The organism is Sinomonas terrae, from assembly GCF_022539255.1.
Lineage (GTDB): Bacteria > Actinomycetota > Actinomycetes > Actinomycetales > Micrococcaceae > Sinomonas > Sinomonas terrae.
This window is the reverse complement of sequence record NZ_JAKZBV010000001.1, coordinates 4,401,649-4,419,995: the sequence shown is the minus strand read 5'-3', so window position 1 is coordinate 4,419,995 and position 18,347 is coordinate 4,401,649. Positions and strand designations below refer to the sequence as shown.

Annotated in this window: 14 protein-coding genes and 2 pseudogenes; 9 read left to right on the top strand and 7 right to left on the bottom strand. The window is 68.3% G+C overall.

Annotation, left to right across the window (positions count from 1 at the left end; all coding sequences use genetic code 11):
- Window positions 1-55: 55 nt before the first annotated feature.
- Window positions 56-1,147, bottom strand: a complete 1,092-nt coding sequence (locus L0M17_RS20545; protein ID WP_241056217.1) for a substrate-binding domain-containing protein — start codon at window positions 1,145-1,147, stop codon at window positions 56-58.
- A 49-nt stretch (window positions 1,148-1,196) separates the two neighbouring features.
- On the opposite strand from L0M17_RS20545, the gene L0M17_RS20540 reads away from it, so the two are divergent.
- The 4 genes and pseudogenes from L0M17_RS20540 to L0M17_RS23065 form a co-directional block, all read left to right on the top strand.
- A complete protein-coding gene (locus tag L0M17_RS20540; protein WP_241056216.1) occupies window positions 1,197-1,667 on the top strand; it encodes a MarR family transcriptional regulator in 471 nt (156 codons plus the stop codon).
- Between the two features lie 113 nt (window positions 1,668-1,780).
- The gene (locus L0M17_RS20535) at window positions 1,781-2,626 is read left to right on the top strand and encodes a carbon-nitrogen hydrolase family protein (RefSeq protein WP_241056215.1); all 846 of its coding nucleotides are present in this window, start codon (window positions 1,781-1,783) and stop codon (window positions 2,624-2,626) included.
- Between the two features lie 159 nt (window positions 2,627-2,785).
- A pseudogene (locus L0M17_RS20530) lies at window positions 2,786-4,141 on the top strand (DUF222 domain-containing protein); the annotation flags it as partial.
- A 193-nt stretch (window positions 4,142-4,334) separates the two neighbouring features.
- Window positions 4,335-4,596: pseudogene (locus L0M17_RS23065) on the top strand (HNH endonuclease); the annotation flags it as partial.
- A gap of 333 nt (window positions 4,597-4,929) precedes the next feature.
- Here the strand turns inward: L0M17_RS23065 and L0M17_RS20520 are convergent.
- Window positions 4,930-6,573, bottom strand: coding sequence for a PucR family transcriptional regulator (locus L0M17_RS20520; RefSeq protein WP_241056214.1), 1,644 nt, complete (start codon window positions 6,571-6,573; stop codon window positions 4,930-4,932).
- A gap of 64 nt (window positions 6,574-6,637) precedes the next feature.
- On the opposite strand from L0M17_RS20520, the gene L0M17_RS20515 reads away from it, so the two are divergent.
- Together L0M17_RS20515 and L0M17_RS20510 are read left to right on the top strand one after the other, a co-directional pair.
- The gene (locus L0M17_RS20515; protein WP_241056213.1) at window positions 6,638-8,110 is read left to right on the top strand and encodes an APC family permease; all 1,473 of its coding nucleotides are present in this window, start codon (window positions 6,638-6,640) and stop codon (window positions 8,108-8,110) included.
- Window positions 8,111-8,175: 65 nt separating this feature from the next.
- The gene (locus L0M17_RS20510) at window positions 8,176-9,828 is read left to right on the top strand and encodes a flavin monoamine oxidase family protein (RefSeq protein ID WP_241056522.1); all 1,653 of its coding nucleotides are present in this window, start codon (window positions 8,176-8,178) and stop codon (window positions 9,826-9,828) included.
- Window positions 9,829-9,844: 16 nt separating this feature from the next.
- On the opposite strand, the gene L0M17_RS20505 is transcribed toward L0M17_RS20510, so the two are convergent.
- Together L0M17_RS20505 and L0M17_RS20500 are read right to left on the bottom strand one after the other, a co-directional pair.
- A complete protein-coding gene (locus L0M17_RS20505; protein ID WP_241056212.1) occupies window positions 9,845-11,116 on the bottom strand; it encodes a chloride channel protein in 1,272 nt (423 codons plus the stop codon).
- A gap of 98 nt (window positions 11,117-11,214) precedes the next feature.
- Window positions 11,215-13,338 carry a transglycosylase domain-containing protein gene (locus L0M17_RS20500; RefSeq protein WP_308196905.1) on the bottom strand — a complete coding sequence of 708 codons (2,124 nt, stop codon included), beginning with the start codon at window positions 13,336-13,338 and terminating at the stop codon, window positions 11,215-11,217.
- Window positions 13,339-13,459: 121 nt separating this feature from the next.
- On the opposite strand from L0M17_RS20500, the gene L0M17_RS20495 reads away from it, so the two are divergent.
- Window positions 13,460-13,942 (top strand): MarR family winged helix-turn-helix transcriptional regulator, encoded by a 483-nt coding sequence (locus L0M17_RS20495; protein WP_241056210.1) that lies wholly within the window; start codon window positions 13,460-13,462, stop codon window positions 13,940-13,942.
- Between the two features lie 199 nt (window positions 13,943-14,141).
- The gene (locus L0M17_RS20490) at window positions 14,142-14,630 is read left to right on the top strand and encodes a hypothetical protein (protein ID WP_241056209.1); all 489 of its coding nucleotides are present in this window, start codon (window positions 14,142-14,144) and stop codon (window positions 14,628-14,630) included.
- A gap of 13 nt (window positions 14,631-14,643) precedes the next feature.
- On the opposite strand, the gene L0M17_RS20485 is transcribed toward L0M17_RS20490, so the two are convergent.
- Both L0M17_RS20485 and L0M17_RS20480 read right to left on the bottom strand, forming a co-directional pair.
- Window positions 14,644-15,858: an alcohol dehydrogenase catalytic domain-containing protein gene (locus tag L0M17_RS20485; RefSeq protein ID WP_241056208.1), complete on the bottom strand. Its 1,215-nt coding sequence runs from the start codon at window positions 15,856-15,858 to the stop codon at window positions 14,644-14,646.
- A gap of 53 nt (window positions 15,859-15,911) precedes the next feature.
- Window positions 15,912-16,517 carry a LysE/ArgO family amino acid transporter gene (locus tag L0M17_RS20480; protein ID WP_241056207.1) on the bottom strand — a complete coding sequence of 202 codons (606 nt, stop codon included), beginning with the start codon at window positions 16,515-16,517 and terminating at the stop codon, window positions 15,912-15,914.
- A gap of 69 nt (window positions 16,518-16,586) precedes the next feature.
- Between L0M17_RS20480 and L0M17_RS20475 the strand changes: the two genes are divergently transcribed.
- Window positions 16,587-17,492 carry a LysR family transcriptional regulator ArgP gene (locus L0M17_RS20475; protein WP_241056206.1) on the top strand — a complete coding sequence of 302 codons (906 nt, stop codon included), beginning with the start codon at window positions 16,587-16,589 and terminating at the stop codon, window positions 17,490-17,492.
- A gap of 161 nt (window positions 17,493-17,653) precedes the next feature.
- Here L0M17_RS20475 and L0M17_RS20470 read toward each other — a convergent pair whose 3' ends face one another.
- Window positions 17,654-18,343 carry a histidine phosphatase family protein gene (locus L0M17_RS20470; protein WP_241056205.1) on the bottom strand — a complete coding sequence of 230 codons (690 nt, stop codon included), beginning with the start codon at window positions 18,341-18,343 and terminating at the stop codon, window positions 17,654-17,656.
- Between the last annotated feature and the right edge of the window lie 4 nt (window positions 18,344-18,347).

Here is an 18,347-nt window from a genome sequence, read left to right as displayed (position 1 = left end):
ACGGACCGCTGCGTCCGCGGTGTCCAAGTTATTTCCAGATGGAAATAACTTGATGCTACATGCTCACCTGATCGATGACCACTAGCTCCGTGCCTTCTGCACGCGCCAGCCGTCCCCCGGGGGAGCGGCCGACGACGGCGCGTCCCGGACGTTTCGACGCCGCGGCAAGGCTCAGGGCGGCGTGCACCGGGGGCATGGAATCCAAGAGATCGCTCATCCAGAGTTCGGCTAGCAGCAGCACGCCGTCGTAGCACCCTTCGGCGTACGACGCCGGGAGCGGGGCGGTCACTCCGAAGCGTCGCAGATAGAGCTCGAGGAAGTTCTGGTGTTCGTCGTCCTGCTGGAGGATGAAGGAGGGCATCGCGGAATAGAGCATCCCCGTGCTGTCTCCACCGATGGCGAGAAGGCAGTTCTCGTCGAGTGCCGTGCAGAGGCGCACGAACTGCCTGTCGGCTCCGTACTCGGCGGCCCCGCGATGGAAGGTGATCCCGTCGCGGCCGACGAGCGAGACCAAGATCGCCTCTGCCCTGCTCCTCCGGGCCTCGTCCACGAGGCGCTCGGGGTCCACGGATCCCAGGCCAACGAACCGGTCCAGGACGATCTCCTGCCCGAGGGCTCGGAGGATCCGGCGCGCCTCACTGTGCACTTGTCGGGGCCACACGTAGTCGCCGCCGACTAGCGCCCACCGGCGCACCGAGTGGTGCCGGATGGTCCATTCGAGGGGATGCCTCAGCTGGAGCTGCGGTGCCGAGCCGGTGAACACCGTGCCTGGCCTACCAGACCCCGTCTCGTGCGGCGGAGTGAAGATATAGGGCACTTCTTGGGGAACGACTCTCGAGACCGCGACCCGCACGTCGGAAGTGTGCGCTCCGACAAGGCCTTGGACCACCCTGGAGTCGAGGAGTTGTCGGACAGCCCGCGCCACCTCGGCAGGGCGCTGCCCGGCGTCGATCGGTACGAGTTCGGGATGGAAGCCGGTACGCTCGGCGACGTACTCTGCAGCCAGCTGGGCACAATTGAGGATCGATGGCCCGGCTATGCCCATGACGCCTGAGAGCGGCGCAAGCAGCCCGATGCCGAGCGTTCCCGGCATGGGGCCGCGGAGCATCAGCGTGCTCGGAAGCACTAGGCTGACGGGTGGGGTCACAGAAGGGTCCTGCCGCATCGAAATGGCTGGGGCGATCGAGGAGGATGCCATGCCCGCCTTACCGGGGGACAGCGAACACAGCGTATCCCTGTCGCAAGTCATCGTTACCCTCTCCGGCGTCGGAGCACGCATGCTCGAGGGCCTCGCCCTTGCCCTGAGCGAAGAAGGCGCCAGCGTCGAGCAGTGGCGGATCCTGCAGCTGGTCTCTCAGCTGGAGGCGCCGAGCATGGGCGATCTCGCGGCCTCCTCGGGCCTGCCCAACGCATCCCTCAGCAGGATTGTCGATGCGCTGGAGGACAATGCGTCCGTCTACCGTCTCCCGACGCCGAACGACCGACGCCGCATCACTGTCCGGCTCTCCGATCACGGGGCGGGAAGGCTCGCGCGCATGAACACGATTGTCGCTGCATGGGAGTCGGCCACGTGCACTCTGATCGGTGCCGAGAACGCCCAAGCCTTGGCCGCGGCCGTCGAGGGCACTGCCGAGCGCCTTGGCGTTCACCGCGTGCAGCCAGCCTGACGATCTCAGGACGATTCGCCCCTCAAACGGTTGTGTCTGGTGCAAATCATCCACAGTCTTCTCGTCCTTGCCCCCGCTAATCTGAAGCCTCCACTCGAGTAGAGGAGGGGCCGATGCGTCTCGGACTCATGCAAGGGGAGTCGGCCGTGCTCGACGTCGATGCAAACCTTTCCGCCATCGAAGCGGCTGCTGGCTTGGCGCGAGAGGGCGGCGCCGACCTCCTCGTGACTCCCGAACTATTCCCCGTGGGTTATGCGCCCTACCGCCTGAGGGAAGAACTGGACCCAGGAAAGCTCCCTGGCATCGCACAGCCGCTGCTGGACATTGCACGCCGTCACGAGATTGGACTGCTCTACAGCCTGCCCGAGCTAGGCCCTCCTCAGGGCGATGACCTTCCCGAAAGCCACGACGGCCGGTGGCGCATCACGGCGAGCCTCGCCGGAGCGGACGGCAGACTCCTCGCCCACTACGTCAAGGTGCACCTCTTTGGGCCGGAGGAGCGGGAGGTCTTCACCCCGGGTACGGCGCCGCCCGTCGTCGTCGACTTCTGCGGGATGCGACTCGGGATCGCCGTTTGCTACGACATCGAGTTTCCCGAGACCGCCCGTGCGGCGGCGCTCCGGGGGGCGCAGGCGCTCCTCGTCCCGACGGCCTTGGGGACGGGATACGACAGGATTCCTCAGCGGCTGATCCCCACGCGTGCGCTCGAAAGCCAGCTCTACGTGGCCTACGCGAATCATTCCGGCGTCGAGGACGGTTTCGCGCTGTCGGGGGGAAGCGTCGTCGCCGATCCCTTCGGAGACCTGCACGCTCAGGCCGGGAAGGGCGCGGAGTTGCTGTTCGCCGACCTCGACCCGAAGCGCGTCGAGGCGGCTAGGAGGGACGTGCCGTACCTGCACGACCGCAGCCCAGAGATCTACCGCGAATGGGGCACTGAGGATTTCGATTCCAGAGCCTGACCCCTCAGATCCCCGCCCCCCGACGAGCTCTGCAGACGCCGCTGTTTGCTCTGCGACCGGGGTCCCAGTAGCTGGGCTCTCACATCATCGCCGCACGTCATCGAAGATTTGTTTGAGCACGTGTTTGCTTTTCGAATAGGTCTTCGATAGACTGAGGCCATGGTGGGGGTGGGGGACTGGCTTCGTGGAGGCGATCCGACCTGTTCGGCTCGTTCGGGGGGTTCGGCACGTTCAGGTGGTTCGGCGGCCGCTGGTGCTTCCACGTCTACGGCTCCCTCGGATACAGGCGATTCCGCCGCGTTGCGTGGTTCCCCTCGTCTTCCCTCCTCGGAAACACAGCTCGTTCCATCCTCGGAAACACCGCCCTCCCTCGAGGCGTCTCTTGATTCCGCCGCGGCGCCGACCCGCGCCGCGGAGGCACGCGCCGAGTCTCCCGCACCCGCTGCGCGTGCCGGACTTCCGGGTGCTCCTTTGGACGATGGTGCGCTCGTTGAGGGCAGTGCTCCTGTGGAGGATTGGCGGAGCGCGCTGGGTGCTCTGGTGGCCCGTCCGGTGGGTGGGCCGTCGAATTCGGAGGTCGTGTCGTTCCTCGCCCGGCTGGGGCTGCCCGGCCTGTTGGGGGATCTGGATGGTCCGGGGCTGATCGACCGGCTGGATGCGCTGGAGCGGCTCAAGGCGGCCGCGGCGGCGGAGCAGGCCAGGGTGCAGGTGGAGTTCGCGCTCCTGTGCGAGGCGGGGATGGACCCCCGGGCCGCGGCCCTGGAGTCCCGGACGGGGCGGGCCGCGGCGAGGGCGGGGGAGCGTTCGGCGTCGGCGCAGATCGCCCTGGCCCGGAGGGTCTCCCCGGCCCGGGGGGCCAGGCTGCTGGCCGCGGCGAGGCGGCTCGTGGCCGACCTGCCGTGCACGCTGGGGGCCCTGTCCGCCGGGCAGCTGAGCGAGGACCGTGCGGTGTGGGTCGCGGAGGGGGTCGAGGTCCTCTCCCCGGCGGAGCGGGCGGCGGTGGACGAGGCCCTGGCCGGGCACCCGCGCCGGCTGGAGGGCCTGGGCGACCGGGGGGTCCAGGACGCGGTGCGCGCCGCGGTCGACGCGGTGGACGACCGGGCCGCCGCGGCCCGGGCGAGGCGGGCGGGGCAGGGTCGGCGGGTGACCCTGCGGCGGCTGCCGGACGCGATGGCCCAGCTCACCGCGATCCTCCCCGCCGCCCAAGCCGCCGCCGTCGCCGGGGCCCTGCGCGCGGCGGGGGCCGGCGCACGCGCGGCCGGGGACTCGAGGACGGCGGGGCAGGTCGCCGCGGACACCCTGGTCGAGCGCGTCACCGGGCAGGAGCACGCCGACGCGGTGCCGCTGCGGGTGGGGCTGGTCATGACCGACTCCTCCCTCTTCGGCGCCGGACGGGAGCCGGCCCTGCTCCAGGGCTACGGCAGGATCCCCGCCGGGCACGCCCGCGCGATGGTCGCCGCCACCGCGACCGGAACCGCCCGGACGGCCGCGGCCGGAACCACAGCCGGGACCGCCCGGACGCCCGCGGGCGCAGCCGCGGACGGGCGCGGCCGCCGACCCTTCGGAGACTGCGGCCGCCGACCCTTCGGAGAGCGCGGCCGCCGCGGCTTCGGGGTCGCCCCGGGGTCCGGCGGCGGTTCCTGCCGACGGCCCTGGTGGCCTGCCTGCCGGTGGTGGGCGTTCTGGGGGTGCTGCGTCGTTGGCGGGGGTGTGGCTGCGGCGTCTCTACCTCGATCCCGGCACGGGGGAGCTCGCCGCGATGGACTCCCGGCTGCGCCGCTTCCCGAGGGCCCTGGCGGAGTTCATCCAGACCCGGGACCAGGCCTGCCGGACCCCGTACTGCGAGGCCCCGATCCGGCACATCGACCACGTGGTCCCGGTCGCCTCGGGCGGGGAGACGAGCGTGGAGAACGGGCAGGGCCTGTGCGAGGCGTGCAACCACGCCAAGGAATCCCCCGGCTGGGAACGGCACGTCGTCGGGTGCGAAGACCCCGACGGCACCCGGCCCGAGGGGACCCGGGGCGACATCCTCACCGTCACCCCGACCGGCCACGAATACTACTCACCACCACCCAAACTCCCCGGCTCCATGCGCACAACTGTCCCTTGGGACGACCGGATGACGGTCCCTTGGGGCGACAGGATGACAGTCCCTTGGGGCGAGATGACAGGGATCGGCCACCAGACGAAGTCATGCGCGCCTGACACTGGCTTGGCTGAATGGATCGGTTGGGAGCGCCCCTCATGGGCGCCCTGCCGGAGGCTTGCCATCCGAGCCGTCCGCCTGAGCTCTGGCGAAGCACCTAGACGAACTGGAGCGCCAGCCAGAGCTCGGCGCGGACACCTGCGTCCTGTAGGTCCTTGCCCAGGAGGTCTGATATCACGCTGATGTGTCGTCGAACGCTATTACGGTGAAGGCCCAGAGCCGATGCAGAGGCGTCCCACGAACCATTGGCGCCCAGCCACGCTCGGAGCACGCGGAGGAGAAGCTCGGCGCGCGCCGCACCGCCCTCGCTGAGCGGGCCCAAGAGCTCCCTCGCGAGAAGCCGGCCGGCTTCCGGGGCGAGGAGTCCCAAGAACGACGGCGGGGCCTCGTCAGCGCTGATGCTCCGGCCTTCGTCGAGGGCGCGGGGCAGCAATGCGAGCGCCTGTTCGCGCAACTCCGAGAAGGAGCCGGCCGCTGCGGAGCCGTCCCTAGCGGCGGAACTCACAGCGACGACGTATCCCGCCTTTCGCGTAGTCGCGAACGATTCCTCCGAAGGATGGACCCTCGTGAGGGCAAACAGGTGCTGACCCTCGTGGACCACGAGCTTGGTGTCCCACAGGCGCCGCCACTGCAGGACCTCTGGTATCGCCTCGAGGCCGTCCGGGCTCCCTTCCTGCCTGCTGGTCTCTTGCCTGTCGGATTGCCTGTCGGGTTCCCGCTCCGCTCGGGCCCCGACGACGACGCGCAGCGGCGCCCGCCGAGGGCCGCCGACGCCCTCGGCGAGGAGCTTCTCGGCGAGCTGCCTGGGGAAAGCATCTGAGCCGAGCAAGAGGGCCGTGGCGAGCTGGCTCGGCGAGAGGTCTCCGGCCGTGCGTTGGCGCGCAAGGACCTCGAGGAGCCCGACTGCTGTCGTAACGATGCTGTGCTCGGTGGGTGAGAGGGCGCGCGGGAGCACGAGGAGAAGAGCGCCGAGCGTGGTCTCAGGCATCCGATTCCGTGGGCGTCCGCTGCGCAACGGGAAAGCGACCACCTCGCCTGTCTCGAGGCCCCGGTGCTCAACTCGTGGAGCGGAGCTCGCGAGAGTTGTGGAGAGCAGTTCGGCCACTGCGTCCTCGGCGGCGTGCGCGCTCGAATGACCGCTCAAGGCCCCCTTGCTCCGGGCGCCCGCAGTGAAGCGGAGCTGGCCGCGCGCACCATACAGTTCGAGCCTTGCGCCGACGCGCCGCGAAAGTGCGTCGAGGAGGTCCTGTTCGGGCCGCTCGCCCAGCACCGATCGCAGGAGCTGGCGACTCATGTCGGCGACGTCGCGTAGCCTCCGAGCGTTCTCGGATTCGAGGAGGCGGGAGAAGGCCAGCCCGATCGCCGCGAACGGCAGCGAGTGCGGAATCTCCCACAGCGTGAGTCCGTGCCGCGAGCAGGCTTCGACGAGTTCTTCCGGGACCTGGCTGAAGTACGGCTCGAGCCCGAAGCCCAGTGCCGAGACCTGAGCCGCGACGAGCCGCCGCACGAAGGCGTCGGCATCGATAGGGTCCGGCCCCGAGTTCCGAAGGGGAAGGCCGGAGGTCAGGAGCAGCTCGTGGTCGACGAGATAAGGGGTAGGGTCTGCGAGGTCGCTCGGCTCGACCCATCGCAGGAGCTGGTCTCCGGCGTCGTGCAGAACCCGCACGTCCTCAGGCAGCTGACTGAGAAAGCTGGAAACGGTGAGGCTCGGCGACTCAACGTCGGGTGCATTTGATCCCACGAACGATCATTCTAGGTCATTTTGCACAGCGCTGAGAGCTTTCTCACACCCTTAGCGTTGTCTCATGAGCACCTTGACTGAGGCGCGCGAAGACTCGAAGACGAGACTCGGCCGCCAGCTCCTCCGCCGCAAGTCGATCACGACGATGGAATCAGAGGCCGCCGAGGGAGGCGGCGGCGGCTCACTCCGTCGAAGCCTCGGAGTCCTGCAGCTGACAATGATCAGCGTAGGCGCGACCCTCGGAACCGGGATCCTCGTCATCCTGGGCCAAGCCGTTCCCGTGGCCGGTCCCGCCGTGTGGATCTCCTTTGTCATCGCCGGCGTCGCTGCACTGCTTTCCGCAGTGAGCTATGCAGAGATGGCCGGCATGGTCCCTGTGGCCGGTTCGAGCTACTCCTACTCCTACGCGACCATGGGGGAAGGCACCGCGTGGGTCTGCGGCTGGTGCCTCGTGCTGGAATACGCGGTCTCGGTCGCCGCAGTCGCCGTCGGCGCGGGCCAGTACGTCAACGAGACCCTTTCCGTCGTCGGCGTCCAGTTGCCTGACGCCCTCTCCCAGCCCCCGGGCTCGGGGGGTCTGGTCAACGTACCCGCCCTCGTCGTCGTACTCCTCGCCACCGTCCTCCTGGTGCGCGGCGCCAAGGAGAGCGCGATAGTCAACACGGCCATCGTGGCGGTGAAGATCGTGATCCTCGTCTTCTTCTGCGCGGTGGCCTTCACGGCCTTCAACGCGGGCCACTTCGCGCCGCTCATGCCGATGGGCGCCGCCGGGGTGGGCGCCGCCGCCTCGAAGGTCTTCTTCTCCTACATCGGCTTCGACGCCGCTTCGACAGCGGGGGAGGAAGCCCGGAACCCGAAGAGGGACATGCCGCGCGCAATCCTGCTCTCGATGCTGATCGTCACCACGCTCTACGTCCTCGTCGCGGTCGCCGCCGTCGGCGCCAAGGACTGGCAGTGGTTCGGCAACAGCGAGGCCGCCCTCGTGCAGATCCTGGACGAGATCACGGGCCAGGCCTGGATCGCCGTCGTGTTCGCGGTCGGCGCCGTCCTCGCGATCTGCTCGGTTGTCCTCACAGTGCTCTACGGGCAGACCCGCATCCTGCTCACGATGTCCCGCGACGGCCTCGTCCCGGCAGTGTTCGGCCGCGTTTCTCCTCGCACGCACACTCCCGTGGCCGGGACCTGGATCGTCGGCGTTCTCGTCGCGGTCACCGCGGCGCTCGTTCCGCTCGGCGCGCTCGCGGATGCGACGAGCATCGGCACGCTGTTCGCGTTCGCGCTCGTCAACATCGCCGTGATCATCCTCCGGCGCACGAGGCCGTCCCTGAACCGCACCTACCGCGTCCCGCTGTACCCAGTCGTCCCCATCCTCGGCGCCCTGGCCTGCGTCTTCCTCATGGCGAATCTGGACGGCATCACCTGGGCAGTCTTCGGTGCGTGGATGGCCGTGGGGATCGTCCTCTACTTCGCCTACGGCCGCCGCAACTCTCGCATTGGAAAACTCGTTGAGACGGAGTACGAGGAGGCCCACGCATGACCATGGCAGCCCATTCGGCAGATTCATTCGAAGGCGAGAACGCCCCGTCGTCCGCTCGCCTGACCATGCTGAACCCCGACTTTCCGTTCAGCTACGACCTGTACCTCAAGCACCCGGCAGGGCTGGGAAGCGTTCCCGAGGAGCTGTACGGGACCGAGGTGGCAGTCGTCGGCGCCGGGCTCTCCGGCCTCGTCACGGCCTACGAGCTCATGAAGCTTGGCCTCAAACCTGTCGTCTACGAGGCCGATCAGGTCGGCGGTCGGCTCAGGACCGCGTCCTTCCCGAGCGCTGAGGGGATCACCGCGGACTTGGGCGGGATGCGCTTCCCGGAATCGGGCCGAGCGCTGTACCACTACATCGACCTCCTCGGCCTCGAGACGAGGGAGTTTCCCAACCCCCTCTCGTCCGTCACCTCGAGCACCGTGATCGAGCTCGCGGGCAGGAAGTTCTACGCCGAGACCGCCGCGGACCTTCCGGCGTTCTTCCACGAGGTTGCCGCGGCTTGGAAGGCGGCGTTGCGCGACGAGGCGCACTTCGAGCAGATGCAGGTAGCAATCCGCACGCGAGACGCCCGCAGGATCAAGGAACTCTGGGACCGCCTTGTCGAGGAGCTCGACGAGGAGACGTTCTACGGCTTCATCGCGAACAGCAAGGCTTTCAAGGACGCCGGCTTCGCCCACCGGGAGGCCTTCGGCCAAGTCGGCTTCGGGACCGGTGGCTGGGACACGGACTTCCCCAACTCGATCCTCGAGATCCTCCGTGTCGTCTACACCGACGCCGACGACCAGCATCGGCTCATCGTCGGAGGCGCCCAGCGGCTCCCGCAGGCCCTGTGGCACCACTCCCCATCGGGGATGGCGCACTGGCCCGCCGGCACCACTCTCGCGTCGCTCCACGGTGGCTCGCCGAGGGGAGCGGTCGCGAAGATCGCGCGCGCCCACAGCCCCGCCACTCCGGCCGGGGAGAGCGCACCGATCACGGTGACCGAGACCTGGGGGCGGCAGCGGAGCTATCCCGCCGTCGTCGCAACGTGCCAATCGTGGCTCCTCTCCACCCGGATCGACACGGAAGAGGGCCTGTTCCCGGCCGAGCACTGGACGGCGATCGAACGCTCGCACTACATGCAGTCGTCCAAGACCTTCGTCATGGTCGACCGGCCGTTCTGGAAGGAGCGGGACGCCGAAGGGCGCGAGGTCATGTCCATGACCCTCACCGACCGCCTCAACCGCGCCACCTACCTCCTTGACAACGGACCCGACCAGCCCGCCGTCATCCTGCTCTCCTACACGTGGAACGACGACGCCCTCAAGTGGCTCGCGCTCGACGCCGAACAGCGAGTGGAGCTCATGCTGCACTCGCTCGAGAAGATCTATCCCGAGACCGACATCCGGAGCCACATCATCGGACAGCCGATCACGGTCTCGTGGGAGGCGGATCCCAACTTCATGGGGGCCTTCAAGGCCAATCTTCCCGGCCACTATCGGTATCAGGAGAGGCTCTACACGCACTTCGATCAGTCCGCCCTCGACGCCGAGCACCGCGGCATCTTCCTCGCCGGCGACGACATCTCCTGGACCGCCGGCTGGGCCGAGGGTGCCGTGACCACGGCGCTGAATGCCGTCTGGGGAGTCGTCAGGCACCTCGGCGGGTCCTCGGCCACCGAGAACCCCGGACCCGGCGAAGCCCTGCGCGAATGGGGCCCGGTGCGGCTGGGTTAGATCAGGATGGATTAGATCAGGCGATGTCAGAGAGCCGGGTCCGCTCGAGGAAGTAGACGACGGCGAGGGCCCCGGCGATCGCTGCCATCCCGGGAACGAGGAGCTCTGGACCCTGACCGGTGAACTCGGTGACGAGGATCAGGCCGGTCATCGGCGCGCGCATCGTGCTGGCCAAGAACGCTGCGGCGCCGACGAACGCGAAGGCAGCCGTCGACGTCCCGGGCATGACGAGGTTCACGACGCTGCCGAGGGCGATGCCGAGCATCGCCCCGATGGCGACGGAAGGGGTGAGGGTCCCGCCGGCAGCGCCTGCCTTGATGGTGCCCACCGTCGTCGCCGTCTTGGCGATGAGCAGGAGGGTGACGACGGCGAGCGGTGCGGTTCCGCTGAACACCGTTTGGGCCGCCGCCTTGCCGTTGCCCAGAACCTCGGGCAGGAAGAGCGAGATGGCGCCGACTCCCGCGAAGATGAGCGGCATCGCCCAGAGGATGGCCCGTCCGCGAGGCTTTGTCGAGGCCGCGATCCGGGTGACGCGGACGAAGCCGGACGCGGCCAGACCGATGAGGGGACCGGCGACGACGGCCCATCCGACGAGCTGGGGAGTCACCGCGACATGCGGCAGCGCATACATTGGCGAGACGGGCACGACGACGCGGGCCACCGCTGCGGCGAGGGCCGAGGCCGCGAACGCGGGGAGCAGCGTGGCGAAGCTCACCTCGGCGAGGAGGATTTCCACGACGAAGAGCGCGCCGCCGAACGGCACGTTGTAGACGGCGGCGAGCCCGGCACCGGCTCCGCACGCGACGAGGATTTTCGCCTCACGCTCGCTCAGGCCGGCTGCCCGAGTGACCTTGTCGGCGAACAGGGCACCGAGCTCGCGAGGGGCGGCCTCACGGCCGATCGACGCTCCGAGGCCCACGATGCCGATCTGAAGGGCCGCGTTCGCGATGGTCGTCTTGAGCGGCATGGGAGTCCCCTTGGCAGCGCGTTCGACCGAGACAACGTGGGACCCCCACCTCCGGAGGGCCCACCAACCGACACCGCCGACGACGCCGGCCGCGACGAGCGACGCGAAACGTCGCCAGGGCGGGGCTTGGGTCACGCCTTCGAGCAGGGACCCGCTCGAGTAGCCGAAGGCCAGATGCTGGAGGAGCTGGAGCGCGAGGTCGACGGCGATACCGACCACCCCGGCGCCGAGCCCCACGAGAAGCGTCACAAGAGTCAGGCGCACGAGCCACGCGCCCTCACTCCGGAGCTTCGAAGTGCTTGCAGCCGTCGTGGGGCTCACGGTCCGCTCCGGACTCCGCAACAGAACTGTTCTGGCATAGATCTATTCTAGGCCAGAACTACATCTAGGCCAGAACTACATCTGGGCCAGAACTAGATTCAGCCGATGAGATTCTGGGGCGGCGGATCGAAGTTGCCGTGGTCGTAGTAGCCCACAACCTGCTGCATGTACTTCGCCCACTGGGGACCGGCGATGTAGGCGCCGTCGACGACCGGGTAGTACTGCCCGTTGACCGTGATGTCACGGCCGAGGCGAGCAGTTGCGTTGAAGGGATCCCCGAAGAAGGACGCCGTCGAAAGGCCCCTCGTGTACCCGACGACCCACGTCTGGTTGTTGTACTGGTTGGTACCCGTCTTGGCCGCGTCCGGGACGCCGAGCTTCTGGGGGATGAGCAGGCCGGAACCCTTCGTGATGACGTCCTGGAGGACGTTCGTCGCAGCCTGGGCCACGCCCGGTTTGAGGGCGTTGGTCTGGCAGCTCTGGTTCTGGCCGCCGATCTTCTTGCCCTGGGCATCGTCGACCTCTGTGATGGAGATCGGTGTGCAGTACGTTCCGTCAGCGGCGAACGTCGCGAACGCGTTGGCCATCGTGAGCGGCGCGACGTTCATTCCGCCGAGGAGGTTGCCGAGGATAGAGAGGTCGAGCTTCTGGCCGTTGCCCGCGCCGTTGTGCATGCCGAGGGCGTCAGCGGCGCGCTGGATGTCGCAGAAGTCGTTGAGGCCGGCAGCGGAGGCAAAGGTCGCGGTGTTGATCGACTGGGTGATGCCCTCCCGCACGCTCATCGGGTAGTACCAGTTGGGCTCATCGTTCTGAAGGTCGTTCGCGGCACCCAAGCCGACCTCGGCGTCGTCGTACGCCCCGGTGACCTTGGCGCACGTGTCTCTCCACGGGTAGTTCAAGGGGTACACCCGCTGCGCGGCGTTGACGATCTGGTTGGTGGGCTTGCCCTCGTTCAGCCATGCTGCGAGGGTGACCGGTTTCATGGTCGAGCCGGGCTGCATGCCGCCCACGCCGCCGAGGGGATTGCCACTCGCATCGGCGCTGTCGACGTTGAAGTTGTAGGTCGTGACGAAGCCGCTCCCCTGGCCCCCGAGCATTCGCGTGTTCTGCGCCATCGCCACGATCTTTCCCGTGCCGGGTTGGACCGTCACGAGGGAGGCGCCCCATTTGTCGGGGTTTGCGCCCGCGGTCGCATCGACCTGCTGCTGGGCGGGAGCCTGCAGGCGGGGATCGAGCGTCGTCTTGATCGTGAGGCCGCCGCTCATGACCCTCTGGACGCGGTCCTGGGGAGTCGCGCCGTAGGCAGGGTCGTTCTCGACCTGATGCAGAACGTAGTCACAGAAGTACGGCGTCGTTGAGTACGGGCAGCCCTGCTTCGGCGGGTTGAGCTTGAGCTGGAGCGGGGTCTTGACCGCCGCGTCGTGCTGGGCCTGGTTGATGTAGCCGTGCGTGAGCATCGCGTCGAGCACGAGGTTGCGGCGTGAGACGGCCCTGTCCGGGTACGTGGTGGGGTCGTAGTACCCGGGGCCATTGACGAGGCCCGCGAGGAGCGCGGCCTGTGGGATCGTCAGGGCGCTGGCGTCCTCCGAGAAGAAGTACTGGCTCGCGGCCTCGACCCCGTAGGCGTTGCCGCTGAACGGGACGATGTTGAGGTAGCCCTGGAGGATCTGGTCTTTCGAGTACTGCTTCTCGAGGGCGATGGCGAGCTTCATCTCGCGCAGCTTGTCGCCCACGCCCTTCTGCCCGTTGAGGACGACGTCCGCACTCTTGCCCTGGGTGACGAGGTCCTCATTGAGCACGTTCGTCACATACTGCTGGGTCAGAGTCGAGGCGCCCTGCCGGGCACCCCCTGCGTCGATCGTGACCGCGCGGAGGATGCCCATCGGGTCGATGCCACCGTGCTGGTAGAAGCGGTAGTCCTCGATGGCCACGATGGCGTTCCGCATGTTCATCGACATCTGGCTCAGCGGGACGTCGGTCCGGTTCTCGGTGAAGACCGTCCCGATCGTCGAGCCGTCGGCCGCGAGGATCCGCGTGGACTGCGATGGAGGCGTTACCGTAAGGTCGCTCGGAAGGCTGTTGAAGAACTGCACGGAGCCGTTGGCCGCGGCGCTCGTCAGAGCGACGGCGGGCGACATGAGACCGGCCACGAGGATGCCGCAGACAGCGCTGATGCTGAAGAAGGCAAGCACCCTCCCCAGGGCTGTGGTCGTGTCGATCAACGGTTTCCTACGTGGGGCCATATCGCGAATGGTATCGAGCCTGAATCGGTGAAACCTGAGAGCGAAGATGTTCCGTAACAGAACTGGTCTCGGTAGGGGCCATCTCGTCTAGGCTTGAAGAATGACTTCAGGTGCCCGTGGGGCAGGCGACGCGTGGTCTCTGACCGATGTCATCACGCGTCTCCGGAGGACGCTCCGTGCGAGCGTTCGTGAGGAACTGCCCTGGGAGTCCCTGCCGATGGCGCAGGTCGAATTGCTCCAACGTCTCGCGGAGGAGCCCGGCCTCGGGGTGAGCGAGCTGGCCGTGCGGCAGCACTTGGCGCGGAACACTGTGAGCAACCTCGTGCAGCAGATGGTCACGTCCGGCCTCCTCGAGCGCCATGCCCACGAAAGCGACCGGCGCGCCGTCGTCCTCAATCTCACCGCCGACGGCCGGGAGCGCCTGCTCTCTTGGCAACAGGCCAACGAACGGCGCATCCGCCGGGCCCTTGAGGGGCTCAGCGCCGAGAGCCGTCACGCGATCGACCAGGCACTCCCTGCGCTGCAGGCGTTGGCCGCACAGCTCGAGGCACAGGAGGAGGCCGGCGCCGAGCAGGTCTCGTAGGCGGTTTCGGGCCCCGATATCCGATGTCCAGGAGCCTCCGTTGGCGTCGGAGATTTCCCCGTCCGGGACCTCGGGCGCGCGAAGAAGTGAACTCGTGCCCCTCCATGGGCTTCGATTCGCACATATATTCGCTCTTTACAGGCGGAATAGACCTGTCCAATGATGGGATCCTATATGCGCTGGAGAAGGGGACCTGAGGATGGGTGGACTTGGGCTCGTGGCCGACGCTCGCCGACTCGGCGCGTCGCGCGGGGGCGGCGCCGCGGCCCTGTGGAGGATGAGTGCCGTGGCCGATGAGCGGGCTCTGTTCTGGCGGCAGAGCAGCCGCGAGCAGGCGCGCGTCATCGGGCTGCTGCCGCAAGCCTGCTTCCTTCCGCCCGAAGGGGTCGAGAGCGGCTGGTGGAAGATCGACGCCGTCATCGACTTCGTGACGCTCCGCGGGCTCGACCGCGTGGTGTGGCTCGACGGGGAGCTGCCGACGTACGACCCGCGCCTGGGCGTGACCTACCGGGAGGCTGCCGAGGACGCCCTCGCCGACGCCGGGATCACGCCATTCCTCTTCGCTCCCGACCCGTCGCTCGGGCTGACGGTCGGACTCGCGGAACTCGTTGAGGACTTCGCGGCGCGGCGGCTGTGGTCGCTGCCCTCGTACCGGCTGAGCGTCCCCGCGTTCGAGGCGGCCGTCTAACTCCCCCGGGCGGCTAGCTCCCTGCGGGTGTGAGCTCGACCTTGATCCACCCGGCTTCACGGCGGTCGAAGGCCTCGTAGGCCTCGATCGCGGAATCGATCGGCTCGTGCTCGGTGATGAGCGCCGTCGGATCGAATTGCCGGGCCGCGACCATGTCGATGAGCGGCGGGGTGACCGAGTGGTGGTCGCAGTTGCCCATGCGGACGGTCAGGTTCTTGTTCATCGCCTTCCCTATCGGGTACGTCTCGACCGTCGGCGAGTACACACCGATGATGCCGATCCGGCCGCATTTCGCGACCACCTCGACCGCCCAGCGGGCGACTTGGGAAGGGCCATCGCCCGGCTTCCACTGTCCGTCGTGCGGAGCTGCATCCGGGGCAATCTGCTGCACCTCGCCGTCGAACTTCGCCCCCTCATCCGGTGAGACCGCAGCTGGACCCTGCTTGGGGCGCTCGGCGTCGACGCCAACGGCGTCAATGACGGCATCCGCGCCGATCCCGTTCGTGAGGTCCATGATCGTCTGCACGGGGTCCTCGGTGTTGAAGTTCACGATTTCGCAGTTCTGGGAGAGGGCTGCCGCAAGACGGGTCTCCTCGCCGTCGACAACTATGACCCGCCCCGCGCCCTGCTTGAAGGCGGAGGCGGCCGCGAACTGTCCCACGATCCCCGCGCCGAAGACCACGACCACGTCGCCGCGCCGAACGCCCGCGAGTTCGGCGCCGAACCAGCCCGTCGGGAAGATGTCCGAGAGGAGGATCGCCTGCTCGTCTGAGACGTTCTCCGGGAGCGGATGCATCGTGTTCTGCGCCCACGGAATCCGCGCGTACTCGGCTTGGAGCCCATCCACGGGCCCAGTCATCGCGGGGCCCCCGAAGAAGCTCGTCCCCGCCTGCGGGCCGTTCGGGTTGGCGACGTCGCACTGGGCCGATTTGCCCATCCGGCAGTAGCGGCAGGCACCGCAGGAAATGGTCGAATTGATGAGGACACGGTCGCCGGCGCTGAAACCCCGGACAGCGTCGCCGACAGCGGTCACTATTCCTACGGCTTCGTGCCCGAGGATCGTGCCTTCCTGCATTCCCGCCATCGTTCCGCGGACGAGATGCAGGTCGGTTCCGCAGATTGCCGAGCGCGTGATGCGGACGATCGCGTCGTGCGGGCTTTGGAGGGAGGGTTCGGGAACCTCGTCGAGTCGGATGTCGCCTATGCCGTGCCAGACCACTGCCTTCATGCGTGCCTACTACCTCCCCTTCCCCAGGCGCAAACGAATCGAGGAGGCGTGACTCAGCTCTCGGACGCGAGGACCACCGCAAGGCCGAGCATGAGCACGGCGACGCAGCCGTCGAGGATCCGCCACGACGCGGGCTTGGCGAAGAAGCCCCGCAACCCGCGGGCCCCGAAGCCGATGAGCGGGAACCACAGGGCGCTTCCCGTGGCGGCGCCGATGCCGAAGAGCCACTTGCCCGGGCTGCCTTGGGCGTTCGCGAGCGATCCGAGCAGCACGAGGGTGTCCAGGTACACGTGCGGGTTGAGCCATGTGATCCCGGCCGCCGTGAGCACAGCGGTCCACGCCGTCATGCCGCGCGGAGAAGTAGCCGCCTCGAGGATCCCCGGATGCAGCGCGCGCTTGGCGGCGAACGCGGCGTAGGTGAGGAGGAACGCGGCTCCCACCCAGCGGATGACGACGAGGAGAGCCGGAGCGCTCTGGATCAGGGCCCCGATTCCCGCGACTCCCGCGAAGATCAGGATGGCGTCGCTCGCGAGGCACACGAGGACGACCGGCAGGACGCCCTCACGCTTGATCCCCTGACGCAGGAGGAACGCGTTCTGGGCGCCGATGGCGACGATGAGGCCGAGGCTGGCTCCGAGGCCGGTGAGGAAGGGGGTCACTCTTCGACGGTACGTCTCGGCCTTCTGAAGATCAATTTACTATTTTTGTATCCACATTAGAATATCTTCATGGAACTGGACCAGCTCAGGGCACTCGCCGCCGTCGTCGACAACGAGACCTTCGAGGCAGCGGCAGGCGAGCTCAGGCTCACCCCCTCCGCGGTGAGCCAGCGGATCAAGGCGCTCGAGCGGTCCGTGGGGAGCGTCCTCGTCCGGCGCCTCAAGCCCGTCCGCCCCACCCCGGCGGGGGAGCAGCTCCTGCGCTCGGCCCGCCAGCTGCTCCTCCTCGCCGACGAGGCGGTCCTGGCCCTCCGCGGCCGGGAACCGAGCGAAGCGGACGACGACGGCGCGCCTCGCCCGAGCGCCGAGCGGCTGCGGGTACCGATCGTTGGCAACGCCGACTCGATCGCGACCTGGCTTCCTGCCGCCATCCGCGAGATTGCCCTCGGCGGACGGGTCGCCCTCGAGCTGCTGCGCGACGACGAGCACGCCACCGCGGACCTCCTCCGCTCGGGCGACGCCGTTGCTGCCGTCACCGCCGAACCGCGGCCTGTGCAGGGGTGCACCGTCCGCCCGCTCGGCTCGATGGTCTACCGGGCGAAGGCCTCGAAGGAGTTCGTGGACCGCTGGTTCCCCGAGGGACCCACCCCGGCTGCGCTCGCCGTCGCCCCCGTCATGCAGTACGACCGCAAGGACAGCCACCAGCTCGCCCTCCTCGCACGCGTCGCACCTGAGGCGGCGCCTCCGCAGCACTTCATTCCCGACTCGGTGCAGTACGTCGAATCCGTCCACGCCGGGCTCGGCTGGGGCATGGTCCCGGACCAGCAGGACCCCGAGGGCGCCCTCGTGGAGCTCGACCCCGCGTGGTCGGAGGAGCTGCGCCTCTACTGGCAGGTGTGGACGCTCGACTCGCCGGGCCTCGAGGAGGTGACGCGCGCCGTCGTCCGCGCCGCCGCCCGCGGCCTCACCCCCTAAGACGTCTCGGGTACAGATAATCCCTCCCTGAGATGTTTCGGGTACAGGTATTCCAGCCCTGAGGGGATTCGGGTACAGATAATCCTGATGGACGGGGGATTATCTGTACCCGAGACGGACCTGGCAGGGATTATCTGTACCCGAGACGGCTTGGGGTGGGGCTAGGGGTGGTGGGGCTCGTGGGCCGCTTCGTCGGCGCTCTCGCCGGTGACGTCGTGGGCAGTGAGGTCCTCGAGTTCGAGGCCGCCGAGCGGCTCGCTCCGCCATTCCTCCAGCACCCAGCCCGACTCCGGACTGCCCTCGAGCACGCACATGCCGGTGTTCATGATCATGAGCTCGGCCGCCGCGTCGCCCTCCATCCCCGAGATGACGGCCCCGTACACACGGATGGCGGCGCCGTGGCTGAACAGGGCAACGGTATCGCTCCCGAGGTGAGCGCCCGCGATCTCCCGGACTGCGGAGTCGTAGCGAGCGAGGAAGTCCCTGCCGGTCGGGCCCCCTGACATCGGCCGCTCCAGTTCCCCGCGCATCCACGCGACGAGGCACTCGCCGTACGACTCCACGGCCTCGGGGTCGCTGCGCATCTCGAGCCCACCGGCGGAAATCTCCTCGAGCCCGGGCTGGACGCGGACGTCCGCGCCCAACGTCTCCCCGAGTGGCCCCGCGGTGAGCTGCGTCCGGACGAGGGGCGAGGCGTAGACGGCGGCGATCCGCTCCTGCGCGAGCGCGTCCGGGACCGCGCGGGCCTGGGCCTCGCCGAGGGGCGTGAGTCCGGCGCCGGGGAAGGCGGTGTCGAGCGCGCCGCGGACGTTCGAAGGGGTCTGTCCGTGGCGGATGAGAAGCAGGCGCACCTCG

Coding starts and splice junctions, on each gene's coding strand:
- L0M17_RS20540 (WP_241056216.1), top strand. CDS start 1,197: ATGCCCGCCTTACCGGGGGACAGCGAACACAGCGTATCCCTGTCGCAA.
- L0M17_RS20535 (WP_241056215.1), top strand. CDS start 1,781: ATGCGTCTCGGACTCATGCAAGGGGAGTCGGCCGTGCTCGACGTCGAT.
- L0M17_RS20515 (WP_241056213.1), top strand. CDS start 6,638: ATGAGCACCTTGACTGAGGCGCGCGAAGACTCGAAGACGAGACTCGGC.
- L0M17_RS20510 (WP_241056522.1), top strand. CDS start 8,176: ATGCTGAACCCCGACTTTCCGTTCAGCTACGACCTGTACCTCAAGCAC.
- L0M17_RS20495 (WP_241056210.1), top strand. CDS start 13,460: ATGACTTCAGGTGCCCGTGGGGCAGGCGACGCGTGGTCTCTGACCGAT.
- L0M17_RS20490 (WP_241056209.1), top strand. CDS start 14,142: ATGGGTGGACTTGGGCTCGTGGCCGACGCTCGCCGACTCGGCGCGTCG.
- L0M17_RS20485 (WP_241056208.1), bottom strand. CDS start 15,858: ATGAAGGCAGTGGTCTGGCACGGCATAGGCGACATCCGACTCGACGAG.
- L0M17_RS20475 (WP_241056206.1), top strand. CDS start 16,587: ATGGAACTGGACCAGCTCAGGGCACTCGCCGCCGTCGTCGACAACGAG.